General features: G+C 60.9%; 14 protein-coding genes. 6 read left to right on the top strand and 8 right to left on the bottom strand.

Annotated features, from left to right (window positions below):
* Positions 1 to 41: 41 nt before the first annotated feature.
* Entirely contained in the window at positions 42 to 965 is a 924-nt protein-coding gene (locus tag B723_RS23050) for a LysR family transcriptional regulator (RefSeq protein WP_017338251.1), read from the bottom strand.
* Between the two features lie 115 nt (positions 966 to 1,080).
* On the opposite strand from B723_RS23050, the gene B723_RS23045 reads away from it, so the two are divergent.
* The 5 genes from B723_RS23045 (at position 1,081) to B723_RS23025 (ending at position 6,094) form a co-directional block, all read left to right on the top strand.
* Positions 1,081 to 1,926, top strand: coding sequence for an oxidoreductase (locus B723_RS23045; RefSeq protein ID WP_017338252.1), 846 nt, complete (start codon positions 1,081 to 1,083; stop codon positions 1,924 to 1,926).
* A 297-nt stretch (positions 1,927 to 2,223) separates the two neighbouring features.
* On the top strand, positions 2,224 to 2,679 hold the full coding sequence (locus B723_RS23040) for a (2Fe-2S)-binding protein (protein ID WP_010459764.1): 456 nt from the start codon (positions 2,224 to 2,226) through the stop codon (positions 2,677 to 2,679).
* Positions 2,680 to 2,689: 10 nt separating this feature from the next.
* Complete coding sequence (locus B723_RS23035; protein ID WP_017338253.1) at positions 2,690 to 4,858, top strand: xanthine dehydrogenase family protein molybdopterin-binding subunit; 2,169 nt, start codon at positions 2,690 to 2,692, stop codon at positions 4,856 to 4,858.
* A 1-nt stretch (position 4,859) separates the two neighbouring features.
* On the top strand, positions 4,860 to 5,438 hold the full coding sequence (locus B723_RS23030; protein WP_017338254.1) for a hypothetical protein: 579 nt from the start codon (positions 4,860 to 4,862) through the stop codon (positions 5,436 to 5,438).
* A gap of 74 nt (positions 5,439 to 5,512) precedes the next feature.
* Positions 5,513 to 6,094 carry a GGDEF domain-containing protein gene (locus B723_RS23025; protein WP_017338255.1) on the top strand — a complete coding sequence of 194 codons (582 nt, stop codon included), beginning with the start codon at positions 5,513 to 5,515 and terminating at the stop codon, positions 6,092 to 6,094.
* A 41-nt stretch (positions 6,095 to 6,135) separates the two neighbouring features.
* Here B723_RS23025 and B723_RS23020 read toward each other — a convergent pair whose 3' ends face one another.
* A complete protein-coding gene (locus tag B723_RS23020; RefSeq protein WP_017338256.1) occupies positions 6,136 to 6,561 on the bottom strand; it encodes a VOC family protein in 426 nt (141 codons plus the stop codon).
* Positions 6,562 to 6,675: 114 nt separating this feature from the next.
* Between B723_RS23020 and B723_RS23015 the strand changes: the two genes are divergently transcribed.
* Complete coding sequence (locus tag B723_RS23015; RefSeq protein WP_017338257.1) at positions 6,676 to 7,563, top strand: LysR substrate-binding domain-containing protein; 888 nt, start codon at positions 6,676 to 6,678, stop codon at positions 7,561 to 7,563.
* A 67-nt stretch (positions 7,564 to 7,630) separates the two neighbouring features.
* Here the strand turns inward: B723_RS23015 and fabI are convergent, their stop codons facing one another.
* The 6 genes from fabI to B723_RS22985 are packed head-to-tail and all read right to left on the bottom strand — an operon-like array spanning position 7,631 to position 15,803.
* The gene (gene fabI, locus B723_RS23010) at positions 7,631 to 8,425 is read right to left on the bottom strand and encodes an enoyl-ACP reductase FabI (RefSeq protein WP_017338258.1); all 795 of its coding nucleotides are present in this window, start codon (positions 8,423 to 8,425) and stop codon (positions 7,631 to 7,633) included.
* Positions 8,426 to 8,446: 21 nt separating this feature from the next.
* Positions 8,447 to 10,057: an ABC transporter ATP-binding protein gene (locus tag B723_RS23005; RefSeq protein WP_017338259.1), complete on the bottom strand. Its 1,611-nt coding sequence runs from the start codon at positions 10,055 to 10,057 to the stop codon at positions 8,447 to 8,449.
* Position 10,058: 1 nt separating this feature from the next.
* Positions 10,059 to 11,078: an ABC transporter permease gene (locus B723_RS23000; protein WP_017338260.1), complete on the bottom strand. Its 1,020-nt coding sequence runs from the start codon at positions 11,076 to 11,078 to the stop codon at positions 10,059 to 10,061.
* Position 11,079: 1 nt separating this feature from the next.
* Positions 11,080 to 12,153 carry a microcin C ABC transporter permease YejB gene (locus B723_RS22995; protein ID WP_017338261.1) on the bottom strand — a complete coding sequence of 358 codons (1,074 nt, stop codon included), beginning with the start codon at positions 12,151 to 12,153 and terminating at the stop codon, positions 11,080 to 11,082.
* Positions 12,154 to 12,156: 3 nt separating this feature from the next.
* The gene (locus B723_RS22990) at positions 12,157 to 13,998 is read right to left on the bottom strand and encodes an extracellular solute-binding protein (RefSeq protein ID WP_017338262.1); all 1,842 of its coding nucleotides are present in this window, start codon (positions 13,996 to 13,998) and stop codon (positions 12,157 to 12,159) included.
* Positions 13,995 to 15,803: an extracellular solute-binding protein gene (locus B723_RS22985; RefSeq protein WP_416740849.1), complete on the bottom strand. Its 1,809-nt coding sequence runs from the start codon at positions 15,801 to 15,803 to the stop codon at positions 13,995 to 13,997. The genes B723_RS22990 and B723_RS22985 overlap by 4 nt, the downstream gene beginning before the upstream one ends.
* Positions 15,804 to 15,823 lie beyond the last annotated feature (20 nt).

The raw sequence follows: 15,823 nt of genomic DNA, 5'->3' as shown, positions 1-15,823 counted from the left end.
CCATTGCTGGCATGAGGGCTGGGTCGCGACCTGGTGGCCGCCTAAGCCGAGGGTTCAAGCCCTCCCTGTTCGGCGATCCAGCGTGTTGCCAGATCGATAAAGGCGCGCAGCTTCGGCTGAGTCTGGGTGCGGCTGGGAAAGTACAGGTATAGCGCCGAACTGAGCGGCACGAACGGCTCCAGCACCCGTTCCAGTCGACCGTCCGCCAACTCGTCGGCGATCTCCAGATCGCAGGCGTAGGCCAGGCCCGAACCGCTGCGAGCCGCCGCCACCAGCAGCCGTCGGTCATTGACGATTACGCCACCCTCGACGCCCACCGTAAAGTCGCGCCCCTCGCGGCGAAACTCCCAGCGGTGCGCACTGCCCGAGGTCGAGAAGCGAAAACCGATGCATTGATGGCGGGTCAGGTCTTCAGGACTCGCCGGTGTACCCGCCTTGGCGAAATAGTCCGGAGCGCCTACCACCGACCATTGCAGATCGGGGGTGAGGCGCACCGCGATCATGTCTTTTTCGATGGACTCACCCAGCCGAATCCCGGCATCGAAGCCGCCGGCCATAAGGTCCACCGTGGCGTCGTCGAGGGAAATGTCGAGGGTCACTTGCGGATACGCCTCGCGAAACAGCGGGATCAACGGCTCCATCAACAACGCCCCGGACAACCGTGGAGCCGTGATACGCAGCGTGCCCATCGGCTGATCACGAAACCCGCTGAGCACTGCCAGCGCTTCGTCGATCTCGCTGGCCGCAGGGCGCAAGCGGGCAAACAGACTGGCGCCAGCCTCGGTCAACGCCACCCGGCGCGTGGTGCGTTGGAACAGCAACACGCCGGTGCGGCGCTCGAGCAATTTGATCGCATGGCTGACAGCCGTGGGTGTTACCGCCAGGCGGGTGGCGGCCAGGGTGAAGCTCTTGTGCTCGGCCACCGCCAGAAACTCGGTCAAGCCATCGAACGGATCGTGGTTCATTGTGGGTGCCATTATGAAAGAGCGTTTCATAGTGCTTGTAACACGAGGGCATTTTTCCGAGCAATCTTCCTGCGTACCTTGTGCCTACCCCCACTGCACACAAGGAAACACGCTCATGACCACTTCCCACTCCTTCAAACGTATCTGGCTCATCACTGGCGCTTCCCGTGGCATCGGCGCAAAAATCGCTGCCGCCGCGCTGGCCAACGGTGACGCCGTGGTTGCCACCGCACGTGACGCCAGCAGCATCACGCAGCGCTTTGGCGAACAACCCGGTTTGCTCGCCGCCAGCCTGGATGTGACCGACGAAGCACAAGGCGTTGCGGTCGCCCAGGCGGCCATTGACCACTTCGGGCGCATCGACGTGCTGGTCAACAACGCCGGTTTCGGTTTGCTCGGCGCGGTGGAAGAAGCCAGCGCCGATGAAGTACGGCGTGTGTACGAAACCAACGTTTTCGGTCTGCTGAACGTGACCCGCGCCGTCCTGCCACACATGCGCGCCGCTCGCAGCGGGCACGTGATCAACCTGTCGTCGGTGGGTGGCTACAGATCGGGGCCGGGCTTTGGCGTCTACTGCTCGACCAAGTTTGCCGTCGAAGGCTTGAGCGAGGCCTTGCACGCTGAGCTGGCACCGCTGGGCGTCAAGGTGACCGTTGTCGAGCCCGGGTACTTCCGCACCGAATTCCTCGAAGGCAATTCGCTGGTCGAGTCGCCGTCCTCGATTGCCGACTACGACAGCACCGCAGGCGAAGTGCGCAAGATCGCCAAGGCCGTGACCCTGAACCAGCCAGGTGATCCGGACAAACTCGCCCAGGTCATGATCACCCTGGTGGAAGCGCAACATGCGCCGCTGCGCTTGCCGCTGGGCAGTGACTGCGTCGCAGCGATTGAAGCGAAAAACAGCTTTGTTGCCGATGAGTTGCAGGTTTGGCGTGAGGTGTCGGTGTCTACCGATTACTGATCAGCACTTTGGTAGCTGAGGCGCTTTTTGTGGCGAGGGAGCTTGCTCCCGCTGGGTTGCGAAGCGACCCCGAGTGTTCCTCCAGGCCTACCCGACATGCAGGTTTTGCGACGGCTTCGCCGCCGAGCGGGAGCAAGCTCCCTCGCCACAGGGTTGGTACAAGGGCCGCCGATTTCAGGCGGCTTTTGTGTGACCGGTGGTCGATGAACCGGTCTCGCCCGGCATTTTGCGCTTAGATGAAAGGATCACGCCGACCGATCACAATAATGGCGTCACCGTGAGTCTGAGGAAATCACCATGCTGACCTTGAACATCAATGGCAAGGATCAGGAGCTGGACGTCCCCGCGGACATGCCGTTGCTCTGGGTCCTGCGTGACGTCGCGCACCTGACCGGCACCAAATTCGGTTGCGGCATGGCCCAGTGCGGCGCCTGTACCGTGCACGTCGACGGCGCGCCACTGCGTTCCTGCATCACGCCCGCCACGGCCGTGGCCCACGGGCAAAAAATACTCACCATCGAAGGCCTTTCCACTGATGGTTCGCACCCGGTGCAACAAGCCTGGGCCGAACTCGACGTGGTCCAGTGCGGTTATTGCCAGTCCGGGCAGATCATGTCGGCGGCGGCGTTGCTGGCGAAGATCCCCAAACCCACCGACAGCGATATCGACCAGGCGCTCTCCGGCAACATCTGCCGTTGCGGCACTTACCCAAGGATTCGTGCCGCGGTCAAACGCGCCGCCGAGATCGGTTGAGGGACTAGCCATGAACAGCATCAATCCGTTATCGCGTCGGGGCTTCCTCAAGGGCAGCGCGTTGTTGGGCGGTGGACTGGTGGTCGCGTTCGTCATCCCTGGCGCGCACCGTTTTGCCATGGGCGCCGAGAATCAGGGCAACGTCTTCGCGCCCAATGCATTTTTACGCATCGGTAACGACAACAGCGTCACGGTGCTGCTCGGCCACTCGGAAATGGGCCAGGGCATCTGGACCGGCCTGACCATGCTGATCGCCGAAGAACTCGACGCCGACTGGTCGAAAATCCGCGTCGAGCACTCTCCCGCATCGGCCGCCGATTATGGCCTGGCCGGGTTTGGCGGGATGCAGATCACCGGCGGTTCAACTTCGACCTGGATGGAGTTCGACCGCTATCGTCAGGCCGGCGCGGCGGCGCGGTTGATGCTGGTCGAGGCCGCGGCCAAGCGCTTCAATGTCGCGCCGTCGAGCATTCGTACCGAGTCGGGCGTGGTCATTGCGGGCGACCAGCGCGCCACGTACGGCGAACTGGCCGATGACGCGGGCCAGTTGCCGGTGCCGGCCCCCGCGTCGATAGCCTTCAAGGAGGCCAAGGACTGGAAGGTCATCGGCAAACCCACCAAGCGTCTCGACACACCCGAGAAAATCACCGGCCGTACCAAATTCGGCATGGACGTGCAGTTCGATGGTCTGATGACCGCCATGGTCGCGCGTCCGCCGGTATTGGGTGGCCACGTCAAATCCTTTGAGGGCGCCGAAGCGCTGGCGATACCGGGCGTGCATAAAGTGGTGCAAGTGCCGAGTGGCGTCGCGGTGATTGCCGACCATTATTGGGCGGCGAAGCTGGGGCGTGATGCACTCAAGGTCGATTGGGACTTGGGGCCGAACGCCGGGCTCGACAGTCAGAACCTGCTGGAGAGCTTCCGCAAACTGGCGGCCACGCCGGGGGCTCCGGCGAGCAAGGCGGGGGATGCCGAGGGCGCGTTATCCAAAGCGGCAAAAGCCATCGACGTCGAGTACAGCGTGCCGTACCTGGCTCATGCGCCGATGGAGCCGCTCAACTGCACGGTCAAAATCACCCAGGACAAGTGCGAGATCTGGACCGGCACGCAGTTTCAGACGCTGGATCAGATGATCGCCGGCAAAATCACCGGGCTCAAACCGGAACAGGTCGAGATTCATACCGAGTTTCTGGGCGGCGGTTTCGGCCGTCGGGCCAACCCGACGTCAGACTTTGTCGCGGAGGCCGTGGAGGTCGCGAAGGCAGCCGGCGGACCGGTGAAAACCGTGTGGTCCCGCGAAGACGACATTCGCGGCGGCTACTACCGCTCGGCATTCCTGCACCAGGCACGCATCGGGCTGGATGCCGGCGGCATGCCGATGGCGTGGAAGCACGTGATGGTCGGGCAGTCGATCATGGCCGGGACCATGCTGGAGGCGACCATGGTCAAGGACGGCATCGACAAGACGTCGGTCGAAGGCGTTGCCGACAGTCCTTACCTTGCCGGGATGGCCAATCACCAGGTAGACCTGCATTCGCCGAAAACCGGCATCACCGTGTTGTGGCTGCGTTCGGTCGGGCACACCCACACCGGTTTCGTGATGGAGTCGCTGATCGACGAGCTGGCCGAGGCGGCTGGCAAGGATCCGGTGGAGTACCGACGAACCTTGCTCAAGGCGCATCCGCGGCATCTGGGGGTATTGAATCTGGCGGTCGAGAAAGCCAACTGGACAGCGCCTCTGCCGGACGGTCATGCATTGGGTGTTGCGGTGCATGAGTCTTTCGGCAGCTACGTCGCACAGGTCGCCGAGGTGTCCCAGGACAATCTGGCGATCCGCGTGCACCGGGTGGTGTGTGCGGTGGACTGCGGGATTGCGGTCAACCCGCTGAGCATCGCGGCGCAAATGGAATCGGCCATCACCTTCGGCCTGGGATTTACCTTGCACAGCAAGCTGACCTTCAAGAACGGCGAGGTGCAACAGTCCAATTATCACGACTATCAGGTGTTGCGGCTCAATGAAATGCCAGTGGTTGAAGTGCACATCGTGCCCAGCACCGACAAACCCGGTGGCATCGGCGAGGCGGGTGTACCGCCGACGGCGCCGGCGGTGGCCAACGCCGTGTTCGCCCTGACCGGGCAACGGTTGCGCGAATTGCCCTTGCAACTGTCGGGGGTGTGAAATGAAACGACATCTTGTGCTTGGCGCGGTGGTACTGGTGGGCCTTGCGGTCTATGCCTCGGACCTGTTTGCTGACGACAAGGAAGCCGTGAAGGCTTTCGATACGGTGCAAAAAGTCTTCCAGAGCCCGCGTTGCCAGAACTGCCATATCCCCGGTGATTCGCCGTTGCAGTTCGACGCCGGCATTCCCCATGCGATGAACGTGGTCCGGGGCATGGACGGCAAGGGCGCGGCGGGTTTGCCCTGCGCCACCTGCCACGCCGACAGCAACCCGCCCGCCAGTTACGGCCCGAACGCACCGCCGGGTGCGCCGCACTGGAGCCTGCCGCCCGCGGCGCACAAAATGGCCTGGATCGGGCTGCCGGCCGACAAGTTGTGCGCGATGATCAAGGATCGCGGCAGCAACGGTGATCGGGATTTCGCGGCACTGATCAAGCATGTCAGCGACGACAAACTGGTGTTGTGGGGCTGGAATCCGGGTGAGGGAAGGGCGCCGGTGCCGGTGCCGCACGACATTTTCGTGACTCAATTCAAGCGCTGGGCCGAGGCTGGCGGGCCTTGTCCGGTGGTCGATGGTTGACCGGCGGTCTGGTACCCGGGAGTCAAAGCGGGTTGGGACGACTCTAAAGTACATATCCGCCACTGGAGCAAGTCATGCTGATCCCAGGCAAACCGGTCAAACATGGCGCTAGCGCTGATCCTTCGCTTTCGCCGCAACAGGCACGCGAAGTACTGCGTCACAGGGCACGTCAGGCCGAGCAGGAAGTGATAGGCGTGACCATGGCGAGCATGGATGAGCTGACGCTGCTCTCTAATCGCCATGGCTTCACTTCACTGGCCCAATTGGGGCTGGAAACCTGTCAGCGCCTTGAGATTCCGGCCACCTTGCTGTTTTTCGACCTCGATAACTTCAAACGCATCAACTATCTGTACGGTCGTGCCGAGGGTGACGATGCGCTGAAAACCTTCGCTGACGTACTGCGTATCGCCTTTCGCGAAAGCGACGTGATCGGTCGGCTGGGCGATGATGAGTTTGTTGCGTTGCTGACGGGTTCCAGCGCTGTGGAGCTGACCGCGATCAAGGCGCGGCTCGAAGAAATCCTCGACGAACGCAATGCCACGATGCGTCGCGGCTATGACATTCGTTTCAGCATTGGGCAGGTTGAATATGACGCCTGTCTTCACCCCTCGATTGATGAAATGCTGGTTGAGGCTGAGAGGGTGTTGCACCGGTAGGCCGGCAATTCAGCGATGAGGCCCTCAAAATCACCCTTGTTTCACTTGGCAAACAATTGCCCGATATCCTTGAACGCCTTGAACTCCAGCGCATTGCCACAGGGATCAAACAGAAACATTGTCGCCTGCTCGCCCACCAGCCCCTGAAACCGAATCCCCGGTTCAATCAAAAATCGGGTTTCACGCGCTTTCAACCGTTCGGCAAGACCCTCCCATTCGTCCATCCCCAACACCACGCCAAAATGCGGCACCGGCACATCGTGCCCGTCCACAGCGTTGGTGTGCGCCGCTTCCTGAGAGGCGTTTTTCGGCGCCAGGTGAATCACCAGCTGGTGGCCGAAGAAGTTGAAGTCGACCCAATGGTCGCTGGAGCGGCCTTCCTCCAGGCCGAAGACGTCACGGTAAAAAGTCCGGGCGGCCGCAAGGTCATAGACGGGGATGGCCAGGTGAAAAGGGGAGAGTTGCATCGCGGTGCCTCGTAGATTGGCGGTGGTTGAAGGGCAGTTTAGCGCTGTGCTTTTCGATTGAAAGACGATAGTTTTTGCGTCGAGCTCAAATAATTTCGATCAATCGAGACTGCCATGCTGCGTGAACTGAAGACCTTTATCGCCGTGACGCGTTATGGAACGTTTGCTGCGGCCGGCATGCACATCGGCCTGACGCAGTCGGCCGTCAGCGCACAGATGCGCAACCTTGAGCAGGCGCTGGGCATTCGGTTGTTTGACCGCACCGGGCGGCAGGCGATTCTCAATGCGGCGGGGCAACGGGCATTGCCGATGGCCAGGGAAATGCTGGAAACCTTCAGCCGGATGGCGGTCAGCGACGATGTCAGCGAGTATCGCGGCGAGTTGAAGATCGGCGCCGTGGCCACGGCCCAGACCGGGTTGCTGCCCCAGGCGTTGTTGCGCCTGCGCCAGCAAGCACCGTTGCTTGAGCCGAAACTGGTACCCGGCGTGTCTCTGAACCTGTTGAGCCAGGTCGACACCGGCGAAGTGGATCTGGCCATTCTGATCAAACCGCCGTTTGACTTACCCAAGGAGTTGTCGGCCCAGGTTCTCCGCACGGAACCGTTTGTGCTGATCGTGCCGCCGGCGCTTGAGGGTGACGACCCGTTGCAGATCCTCGCGAGCCATCCCCATGTGCGTTACGACCGCAATTCATTCGGTGGCCGCCTGGTGACGCGGTTTCTGCGTGAGCAGCAGATGGACGTGCAAGTGGCCCTGGAACTGGATGAACTGGAAGCCATCGTCAAAATGGTTGAATGCGGATTGGGCGTGTCCCTGCTTCCCGAAGCCGGGTTGTGGCTGGAGTATGGCGCGAAGGTCAGGATTATCCGGTTGGGCGAGCTGACCTTCTACCGCGAGATCGTCCTGTTGCAGCGTTACAGCCAGCGCATGCAACCGATCCAGCAGCTGTTCGCGAAGTGTCTGGACCCCTTCAAGTCTGAACATACAAGCGGGCTTGCATGAACCCTGAAATCGCAGGCACAAAAAAACCCGCCTCGGGAGGCGGGTTTTTTAATGGCCGAGCTGAAGATTACTCTTCGATGCTGCCCATGGCCGTGGTGTTGAAACCACCGTCCACGTACATGATTTCGCCGCTGATGCCGGACGCCAGGTCCGAGCAGAGGAAGGCGCCGGCGTTGCCGACTTCGTCGATGGTGACGTTGCGACGCAGCGGGGTTTGCGCTTCGTTGGCGGCCAGCATCTTGCGGAAGTTCTTGATGCCGGAAGCGGCGAGGGTGCGGATCGGGCCGGCCGATACGCAGTTGACGCGGGTGCCGTCCGGGCCCAGGGAGCCGGCCAGGTAACGCACGCCAGCTTCCAGCGAAGCCTTGGCCATGCCCATCACGTTGTAGTTCGGCATGGTGCGCTCGGCGCCCAGGTACGACAGGGTCAGCAGGCTGCCATTGCGGCCTTTCATCATTTCGCGACCCGCTTTGGCCAGGGCCACGAAGCTGTAGGCGCTGATGTCGTGAGCGATGCGGAAACCTTCACGGGTGGTGGCTTCGGTGAAGTCGCCGTCCAGTTGATCGCCCGGGGCGAAGCCGACGGAGTGCACGATGCAGTCCAGGCCGTCCCACTTCTTGCTCAGTGCTTCGAAGACCTTGGCGATTTCTTCATCGCTGGCCACGTCGCACGGGAAGCACAGGTCAGGGTTGGAACCCCAGCTTTGTGCGAACTCTTCGACACGACCCTTGAGTTTGTCGTTCTGATAAGTGAAGGCAAGCTCAGCGCCCTCGCGATGCATGGCGGCAGCGATGCCGGATGCGATGGACAGCTTGCTGGCGACACCGACGATCAGTACGCGCTTACCGGCGAGAAAACCCATGTGTTGCTCCTCTCTTTCAGGTTATTGCGCAGTGGCTGGTGCCAGGAAAGCGGCTTCCAGCAACTGCTGTGTATACGGATGTTGGGGGGCGGCAAAGATACTTTGCGCGTCTCCCTGTTCGACCACTTGGCCATGCTTGACCACCATCAGCTGGTGGCTCAGCGCTTTGACGACAGCCAGGTCATGGCTGATAAACAGATACGTCAGGTTGTACTTGGTTTGCAGTGAACGCAAAAGCTCCACCACTTGGCGCTGCACTGTCCGGTCGAGGGCCGATGTCGGTTCGTCCAGCAATATCAGCGCCGGTTTTAGCACTAATGCCCGGGCAATGGCGATTCTCTGCCGCTGCCCGCCGGAAAATTCGTGGGGGTAGCGGTGCCGGGTTTCCGGATCCAGACCTACCTCCTTGAGTGCCGCAATGATCGCTTGTTCCTGTTCCGCCTCGGTGCCCATCTTGTGAATCCGCAGGCCTTCGCCGACGATCTGGCTCACGCACATCCGCGGGCTCAGGCTGCCGAACGGGTCCTGGAACACCACCTGCATCTCCCGCCGCAGCGGTCGAACCTGTTGCTGCGTCAGGCAGTCTAGCTGCTTGCCTTCAAACCGGATCGCACCTTTGCTGCCGATCAGCCGCAAAATCGCCAACCCGAGGGTCGACTTGCCCGAACCACTTTCTCCCACAATCCCCAGGGTCTGGCCCTGAGGCAGGCTGAAATTGATCCCGTCCACCGCTTTGATGTGGTCGACGGTCTTTTTCAGCAAGCCTTTCTTGATCGGGAACCAGACCTTCAGGTCCTCGACCTGCAGCAAGGGCGGCCCGATGACATTGGTCGCCGGCGTCCCGCTGGGCTCCGCTGCCAGCAGTTCCCGAGTGTACGGATGCTGCGGCGCGCGGAACAACTCTTCGCACGATGCCTGTTCGACGATGCAACCGCGCTGCATGACACATACGCGATGCGCAATTCTTCGCACAAGGTTCAAATCGTGACTGATCAGTAGCAACGCCATGCCCAGGCGGGCCTGCAATTCCTTGAGCAATTCGAGGATTTTCAGCTGAACGGTCACGTCCAGCGCGGTGGTCGGTTCATCCGCGATCAGCAGTTCCGGCTCGTTGGCCAGGGCCATGGCGATCATTACCCGCTGACGCTGGCCACCGGACAATTCGTGGGGCAGGGCTTTCAGGCGCTTCTCGGGTTCCGGAATGCCGACCATCTCCAGCAACTCCAGCGTGCGTTTGGTCGCGACTTTGCCGATCAGACCCTTGTGGATGCCCAGGACTTCGTTGATCTGCTTTTCGATCGAGTGCAATGGATTGAGCGAAGTCATCGGCTCCTGAAAGATCATCGCAATCCGGTTGCCACGGATATGGCGGATGGTTTTCTCTTTCAGGCTCAGCAGGTCTTGCCCCGAATACTCGATGGTGCCGGACGGATGCCGGGCGAGCGGGTAGGGCAGCAAGCGCAGGATCGAGTGCGCGGTCACCGATTTGCCGGAACCGCTTTCACCCACCAGCGCCAGGGTTTCGCCGCGCTTGATGTCGAAACTGACGCCTTCGACCACACGCTGACAGCGATCGCCGACGACGAATTCGACGGACAGGTCGCGCACTTCGATCAGATTGTCCTGATTCATTTCACTTCCTCGGGTCGAAGGCATCGCGAGCGGACTCGCCGATGAACACCAGCAGACTCAACATCAACGCCAGCACCGCAAACGCGCTCATGCCGAGCCACGGCGCTTGCAGGTTGGATTTGCCCTGTGCCACCAGTTCACCCAGGGACGGCGCGCCCGGCGGCAAGCCGAAGCCCAAAAAGTCGAGGGCGGTCAGGGTACCAATGGCGCCGGTGAGGATGAACGGCATGAAGGTCATGGTCGAAACCATCGCGTTAGGCAAGATGTGGCGGAACATGATCGCACCATTCTGCATGCCCAGCGCCCGGGCGGCGCGCACGTACTCAAGGTTACGCCCGCGCAGGAACTCGGCACGCACCACGTCCACCAGGCTCATCCACGAGAACAGCAGCATGATCCCCAGTAGCCACCAGAAATTCGGCTGGACGAAACTGGCGAGAATGATCAGCAGATACAGCACCGGCAACCCGGACCAGATCTCTAGGAAACGTTGCCCGGCCAAATCCACCCAACCGCCATAGAAACCCTGCAAGGCACCTGCGATCACGCCGATGATCGAGCTGAGAATGGTCAGCGTCAGGGCAAACAGCACCGAAATCCGGAACCCGTAAATCACTCGCGCCAACACATCGCGCCCCTGGTCGTCCGTGCCCAGCAGGTTGTCGGCCGACGGCGGCGCCGGGGCCGGGACTTTCAGGTCGTAATTGATGCTTTGGTAACTGTAGGGAATCGGTGCCCACAGGACCCAGGCGTCCTTGGCCTTGAGCAATTCGCGGATGTAGGGGCTTTTGTAGTTGGCTTCCAGCGGGAACTCGCCGCCAAACGCGGTTTCCGGGTAACGCTTGATCGCCGGGAAATACCAGCTGTTGTCGTAATGCACCACCAGCGGTTTGTCGTTGGCGATCAGCTCGGCACCGAGGCTCAGGCCGAACAGCACGAGAAACAGCCACAGCGACCACCAGCCACGCTTGTTGGCCTTGAACAGTTCGAAACGCCGACGATTGAGAGGGGACAGGTTCATCTCAATGCTCCCGGCTTTCGAAATCGATGCGCGGATCGACAAAGGTGTAGGTCAGGTCACCGATCAGCTTCACCACCAGCCCGAGCAGCGTGAAGATGAACAGCGTGCCGAAGACCACCGGGTAATCGCGGTTGATCGCGGCTTCGAAACTCATCAGCCCCAGCCCGTCGAGGGAGAAAATCACCTCGACCAGCAAGGAGCCGGTGAAGAAGATCCCGATGAAGGCCGACGGGAAACCGGCGATCACCAGCAGCATGGCGTTACGGAAAACATGGCCGTAGAGCACGCGGTGATTGGTCAGGCCCTTGGCTTTTGCCGTCACCACATACTGCTTGTTGATTTCGTCGAGGAAGCTGTTTTTGGTCAACAGGGTCATGGTCGCGAAGTTGCCGATCACCAGCGCGGTGACCGGCAACGCCAGGTGCCAGAAGTAATCGAGCACCTTGCCGCCCATGCTCAGTTCATCGAAGTTGTTCGAGGTCAGTCCCCGTAACGGGAACCAGTCGAAATAGCTGCCGCCGGCGAACACAACGATCAACAGGATGGCAAACAGGAACGCCGGGATCGCGTAGCCGACGATGATCGCCGAACTGGTCCAGACATCGAAGTGGCTGCCATGTCGCGTCGCCTTGGCGATCCCCAGCGGGATCGACACCAGGTACATGATCAGCGTGCTCCACAGCCCGAGGGAAATCGATACGGGCATTTTTTCCTTGATCAGGTCGATGACCTTGGCGTCGCGGAAGAAACTGTCGCCGAAATCCAGGGTGGCGTAGTTCTTGACCATGATCCACAAACGTTCCGGCGCCGATTTGTCGAAGCCGTACATGTGCTCGATTTCTTTCACCAGTGCGGGGTCCAGGCCTTGCGCGCCACGATAGGCCGAGCCGGCCACCGACACTTCGGCACCGCCGCCGGCAATGCGGCTGGTGGCGCCTTCGAAGCCTTCGAGCTTGGCTATCATCTGTTCCACCGGCCCACCGGGGGCGGCCTGGATGATCACGAAGTTGATCAGCAGGATGCCGAACAAGGTCGGGATGATCAGCAGCAGTCGCCGAAAAATATACGCCAGCATCTATTACTCCGTGCCCGCAGGGTCGGCTTGCAGTTTGGTTTCGACTTCTATCGCCGGTGCCACGTTGGGCTTGATCCACCAGGTGGCCGTGCCGATGTCATACTTGGGTGAGATTTTCGGATGACCGATGTGGTTCCAGTAAGCTACACGCCAGGTCTTGATGTGCCAGTTGGGGATCACGTAATAGCCCCATTGCAGCACGCGGTCCAGTGCGCGGGCGTGGGCCACCAGGCTTTTGCGCGAATCGGCGTTGATCAGTTGCTCCACCAGTTGGTCCACCACCGGGTCTTTCAAACCCATGGAGTTACGGCTGCCGGGTTTGTCGGCGGCGGCGGACATCCAGAATTCACGCTGTTCGTTACCCGGCGAATTGGACTGCGGGAAGCTGCCGACGATCATGTCGAAGTCCCGTGAGCGCACGCGGTTGATGTACTGCGAGACGTCGACCCGGCGGATCACCAGGTCGATACCCAGATCGCTGAGGTTGCGCTTGAACGGCAGCAGCACTCGCTCGAACTCGGTCTGCGCCAGCAGGAATTCGATGGTCACCGGCTTGCCATTGGCGTCGACCATTTTGTCGTCGACGATCCGCCAGCCTGCTTCTTGCAGCAACTGGTAAGCCTTGCGTTGCTGTGTGCGGATCATGCCGCTGGCATCGGTCACCGGGTTCTGGAACGCCTCGGTGAACACTTGCTCGGGGATCTTGCCGCGGAACGGGTCGAGAATGGCCAACTGATCGGCATCCGGTAAGCCCGTGGCTGCCATTTCCGAGTTTTCGAAGTAACTGCGGGTGCGCACATAGGCACCGTTGAACAGCTGCTTGTTGGTCCATTCGAAGTCCAGCAGCAACGTCAGCGCCTGGCGCACGCGCACGTCCTGGAACACCGGGCGGCGAAGGTTGAACACAAAACCCTGCATGCCGGTCGGGTTGCCGTTGGGGATCTGTTCCTTGTTCAGCCGACCTTCGGCGACCGCCGGGATGTTGTAGGCGTTGGCCCAGTTCTTTGCGCTCATTTCCAGCCAGAAATCGAACTGACCGGCCTTGAGTGCTTCCAGGGCCACGGTGTTGTCGCGGTAGTAATCGGTGGTCATCACGTCGAAGTTGTAGAAACCACGGTTGGCCGGCAGGTCCTTGCCCCAGTAATCCTTGACCCGCTCGTAGCGAATCGAACGCCCGGCCTTCACTTCGCTGACCTTGTACGGACCGCTGCCCAATGGCATTTCCAGGTTGCCCTTGTTGAAGTCCCGGGTCGCCCACCAGTGTTTCGGCAACACCGGCAACTGGCCGAGGATCAGCGGCAGTTCGCGGTTGTTGTTGTGCTTGAACTTGAACAGGACGGTGAGCGGGTCTTCGGCGACGGCTTCTTCGACATCGCTGTAGTAACCGCGGTACAGCGGCGCGCCATCCTTGATCAGGGTCTGGAAGCTGAACACCACATCGTCGGCACGGATCGGATGACCATCGTGGAAGCGCGCTTCGGGGCGCAGGTAAAAACGCACCCAGCTGTTGTCCGGGGCCTTTTCGATCTTGCCGGCGACCAGTCCGTATTCGGTGAATGGCTCGTCCAGGCCTTGTTTGGCGAGGGTGTCGTAGATGAGGCTGATATCGTCGGCCGGCACGCCTTTGCTGATAAACGGGTTAAGGCTGTCGAAGCCACCGAATCCGGCCTGACGAAAAATTCCGCCCTTGGGCGCATCCGGGTTCACGTAGTCGAAATGTTTGAAGTCGGCCGGGTATTTCGGCGGCTCGTTGTACAGGGTCAGGGCGTGTTGCGGGGCGGCACAGGCCAGCCCGGCGAACAACAGGCCGCTGGCCTGCAAGAGCAGGGCACGTATGGGGTTCATCGATCTTTCTCCGAAGACTTCAGCCACCACGCGCTCAGGCCCAGGGTGTAGGGCGGCGTGGTGACAAAGGCGAACCGGTTGCGGTAGGCCAGGCGGTGATAATTGAGGTACCAGTTGGGAATGATGTAGTGCTGCCACAACAGCACGCGGTCCAGGGCTTTGCCGGCGGCAACCTGTTCATCGCGGGTCTGGGCGGCGAGCAATTGTTCAAGTAAATGATCGACCACCGGATTGGCGATGCCCGCGTAGTTTTTGCTGCCCTTGACCCCGACCTGGCTGGAATGGAAATACTGCCATTGCTCAAGTCCAGGGCTGAGGGTCTGGTTGAGGGTCATCAGGATCATGTCGAAATCGAACTGATCGAGGCGCTGCTTGTACTGGGCGCGGTCTACCGTGCGCAGACGGGCGTCGATGCCGATGCTGGCGAGGTTCTCGACATAAGGCTGGAGGATGCGTTCCAGGTTCGGGTTGACCAGCAGGATTTCCAGGCGCAGTGGTTGTTTGGCCGCGTTCTGCAGGTGTTGGCCGTCCAGCTTCCAGCCGGCTTCGGCGAGCAGGCTCAGGGCCTTGCGCATGGTTTCCCGTGGAATGCCGCGCCCTTGGGTCTGCGGCAGGCTGAACGGCTCGGTGAGCAGCTTGGCGGGCAATTGCTCGCGGTACGGTTTGAGCATCAACCATTCATGACCGACCGGAAGTCCGGTGGCCGAGAACTCGCTGTTGGGGTAATAACTCATGGCGCGCTTGTAGGCCCCGCTGAACAGCGTGCGGTTGGTCCACTCGAAGTCGAACATCAGCCCCAGCGCTTCACGGACCCTGGCGTCGGAAAACGCCGGTCGCCGGCTGTTCATGAACAGGCCCTGGCTCTGGGTCGGGATCTGATGGGGGATCTGCGCCTTGATGACATCGCCCCGTCGCACGGCCGGGAAGTTGTAACCGTTTTCCCAGTTCTTCGCCTGATGCTCGATATAGATATCGAACTCGCCGGCCTTGAAGGCTTCGAACGCGACGTCGCTGTCGCGGTAGAACTCGACTTCCATGCGGTCGACGTTGTACTTGCCGCGATTGACCGGCAGGTCTTTGCCCCAGTAATCCTTGACCCGTTCAAACACAATCTGGCGTCCGGGCGTGACCGAGGTGATGCGATAAGGACCGCTGCCCAGCGGCGGCTCGAAGGTGGTGGCCTTGAAGTCGCGACCTTTCCAGTAATGCTGCGGCAGCACCGGCAACTCGCCCAGGCGCAGGATCAACAGCGGATTCCCGGCACGCTTGAAAACAAAACGAATGCGCTGCGGGTTGAGCACGTCGACCCGCAACACTTCCTGAAGATTGGTGCGGTATTGCGGATGGCCTTCTTTGAGCAGCAGCCGATAGGAGAACGCGACGTCGTACGCGGTGATCGGCGTGCCATCGTGAAACCGTGCTTCGGGGCGCAGGTTGAACACCACCCAACTGCGGTCTTCGCTGTATTCCACCGATTGGGCGATCAGGCCATAACTGGACGTCGGCTCGTCGCCGGACGGTGCGTATTGGCCAGTGCCGACCATCAGGGGTTCATTCAGCTCGTTGATGCCGTATTGCAGGAAATTTGCAGTGGAGACCGGGCTCGTGCCCTTGAATGTGTAGGGGTTGAGCGTATCGAAGGTGCCAAACGCCATCACCCGCAACGTACCGCCCTTGGGCGCTTGCGGGTTGACCCAGTCGAAGTGGGTAAATCTGGCCGGGTACTTGAGCGTGCCGAACTGCGCATAACCATGGCTTTCGCTGATCGTCGCGCTTGCGGAAGAGCTCAAGGCCAGGCTGATCAGGAGAAGGAGGAGGGGACGCT

The sequence above is a fragment of the Pseudomonas fluorescens NCIMB 11764 genome, from assembly GCF_000293885.2.
GTDB lineage: Bacteria > Pseudomonadota > Gammaproteobacteria > Pseudomonadales > Pseudomonadaceae > Aquipseudomonas > Aquipseudomonas fluorescens_B.
Note: the sequence above shows the minus strand (reverse complement) of the source record. Positions and strands in the feature narration are given on the sequence as shown.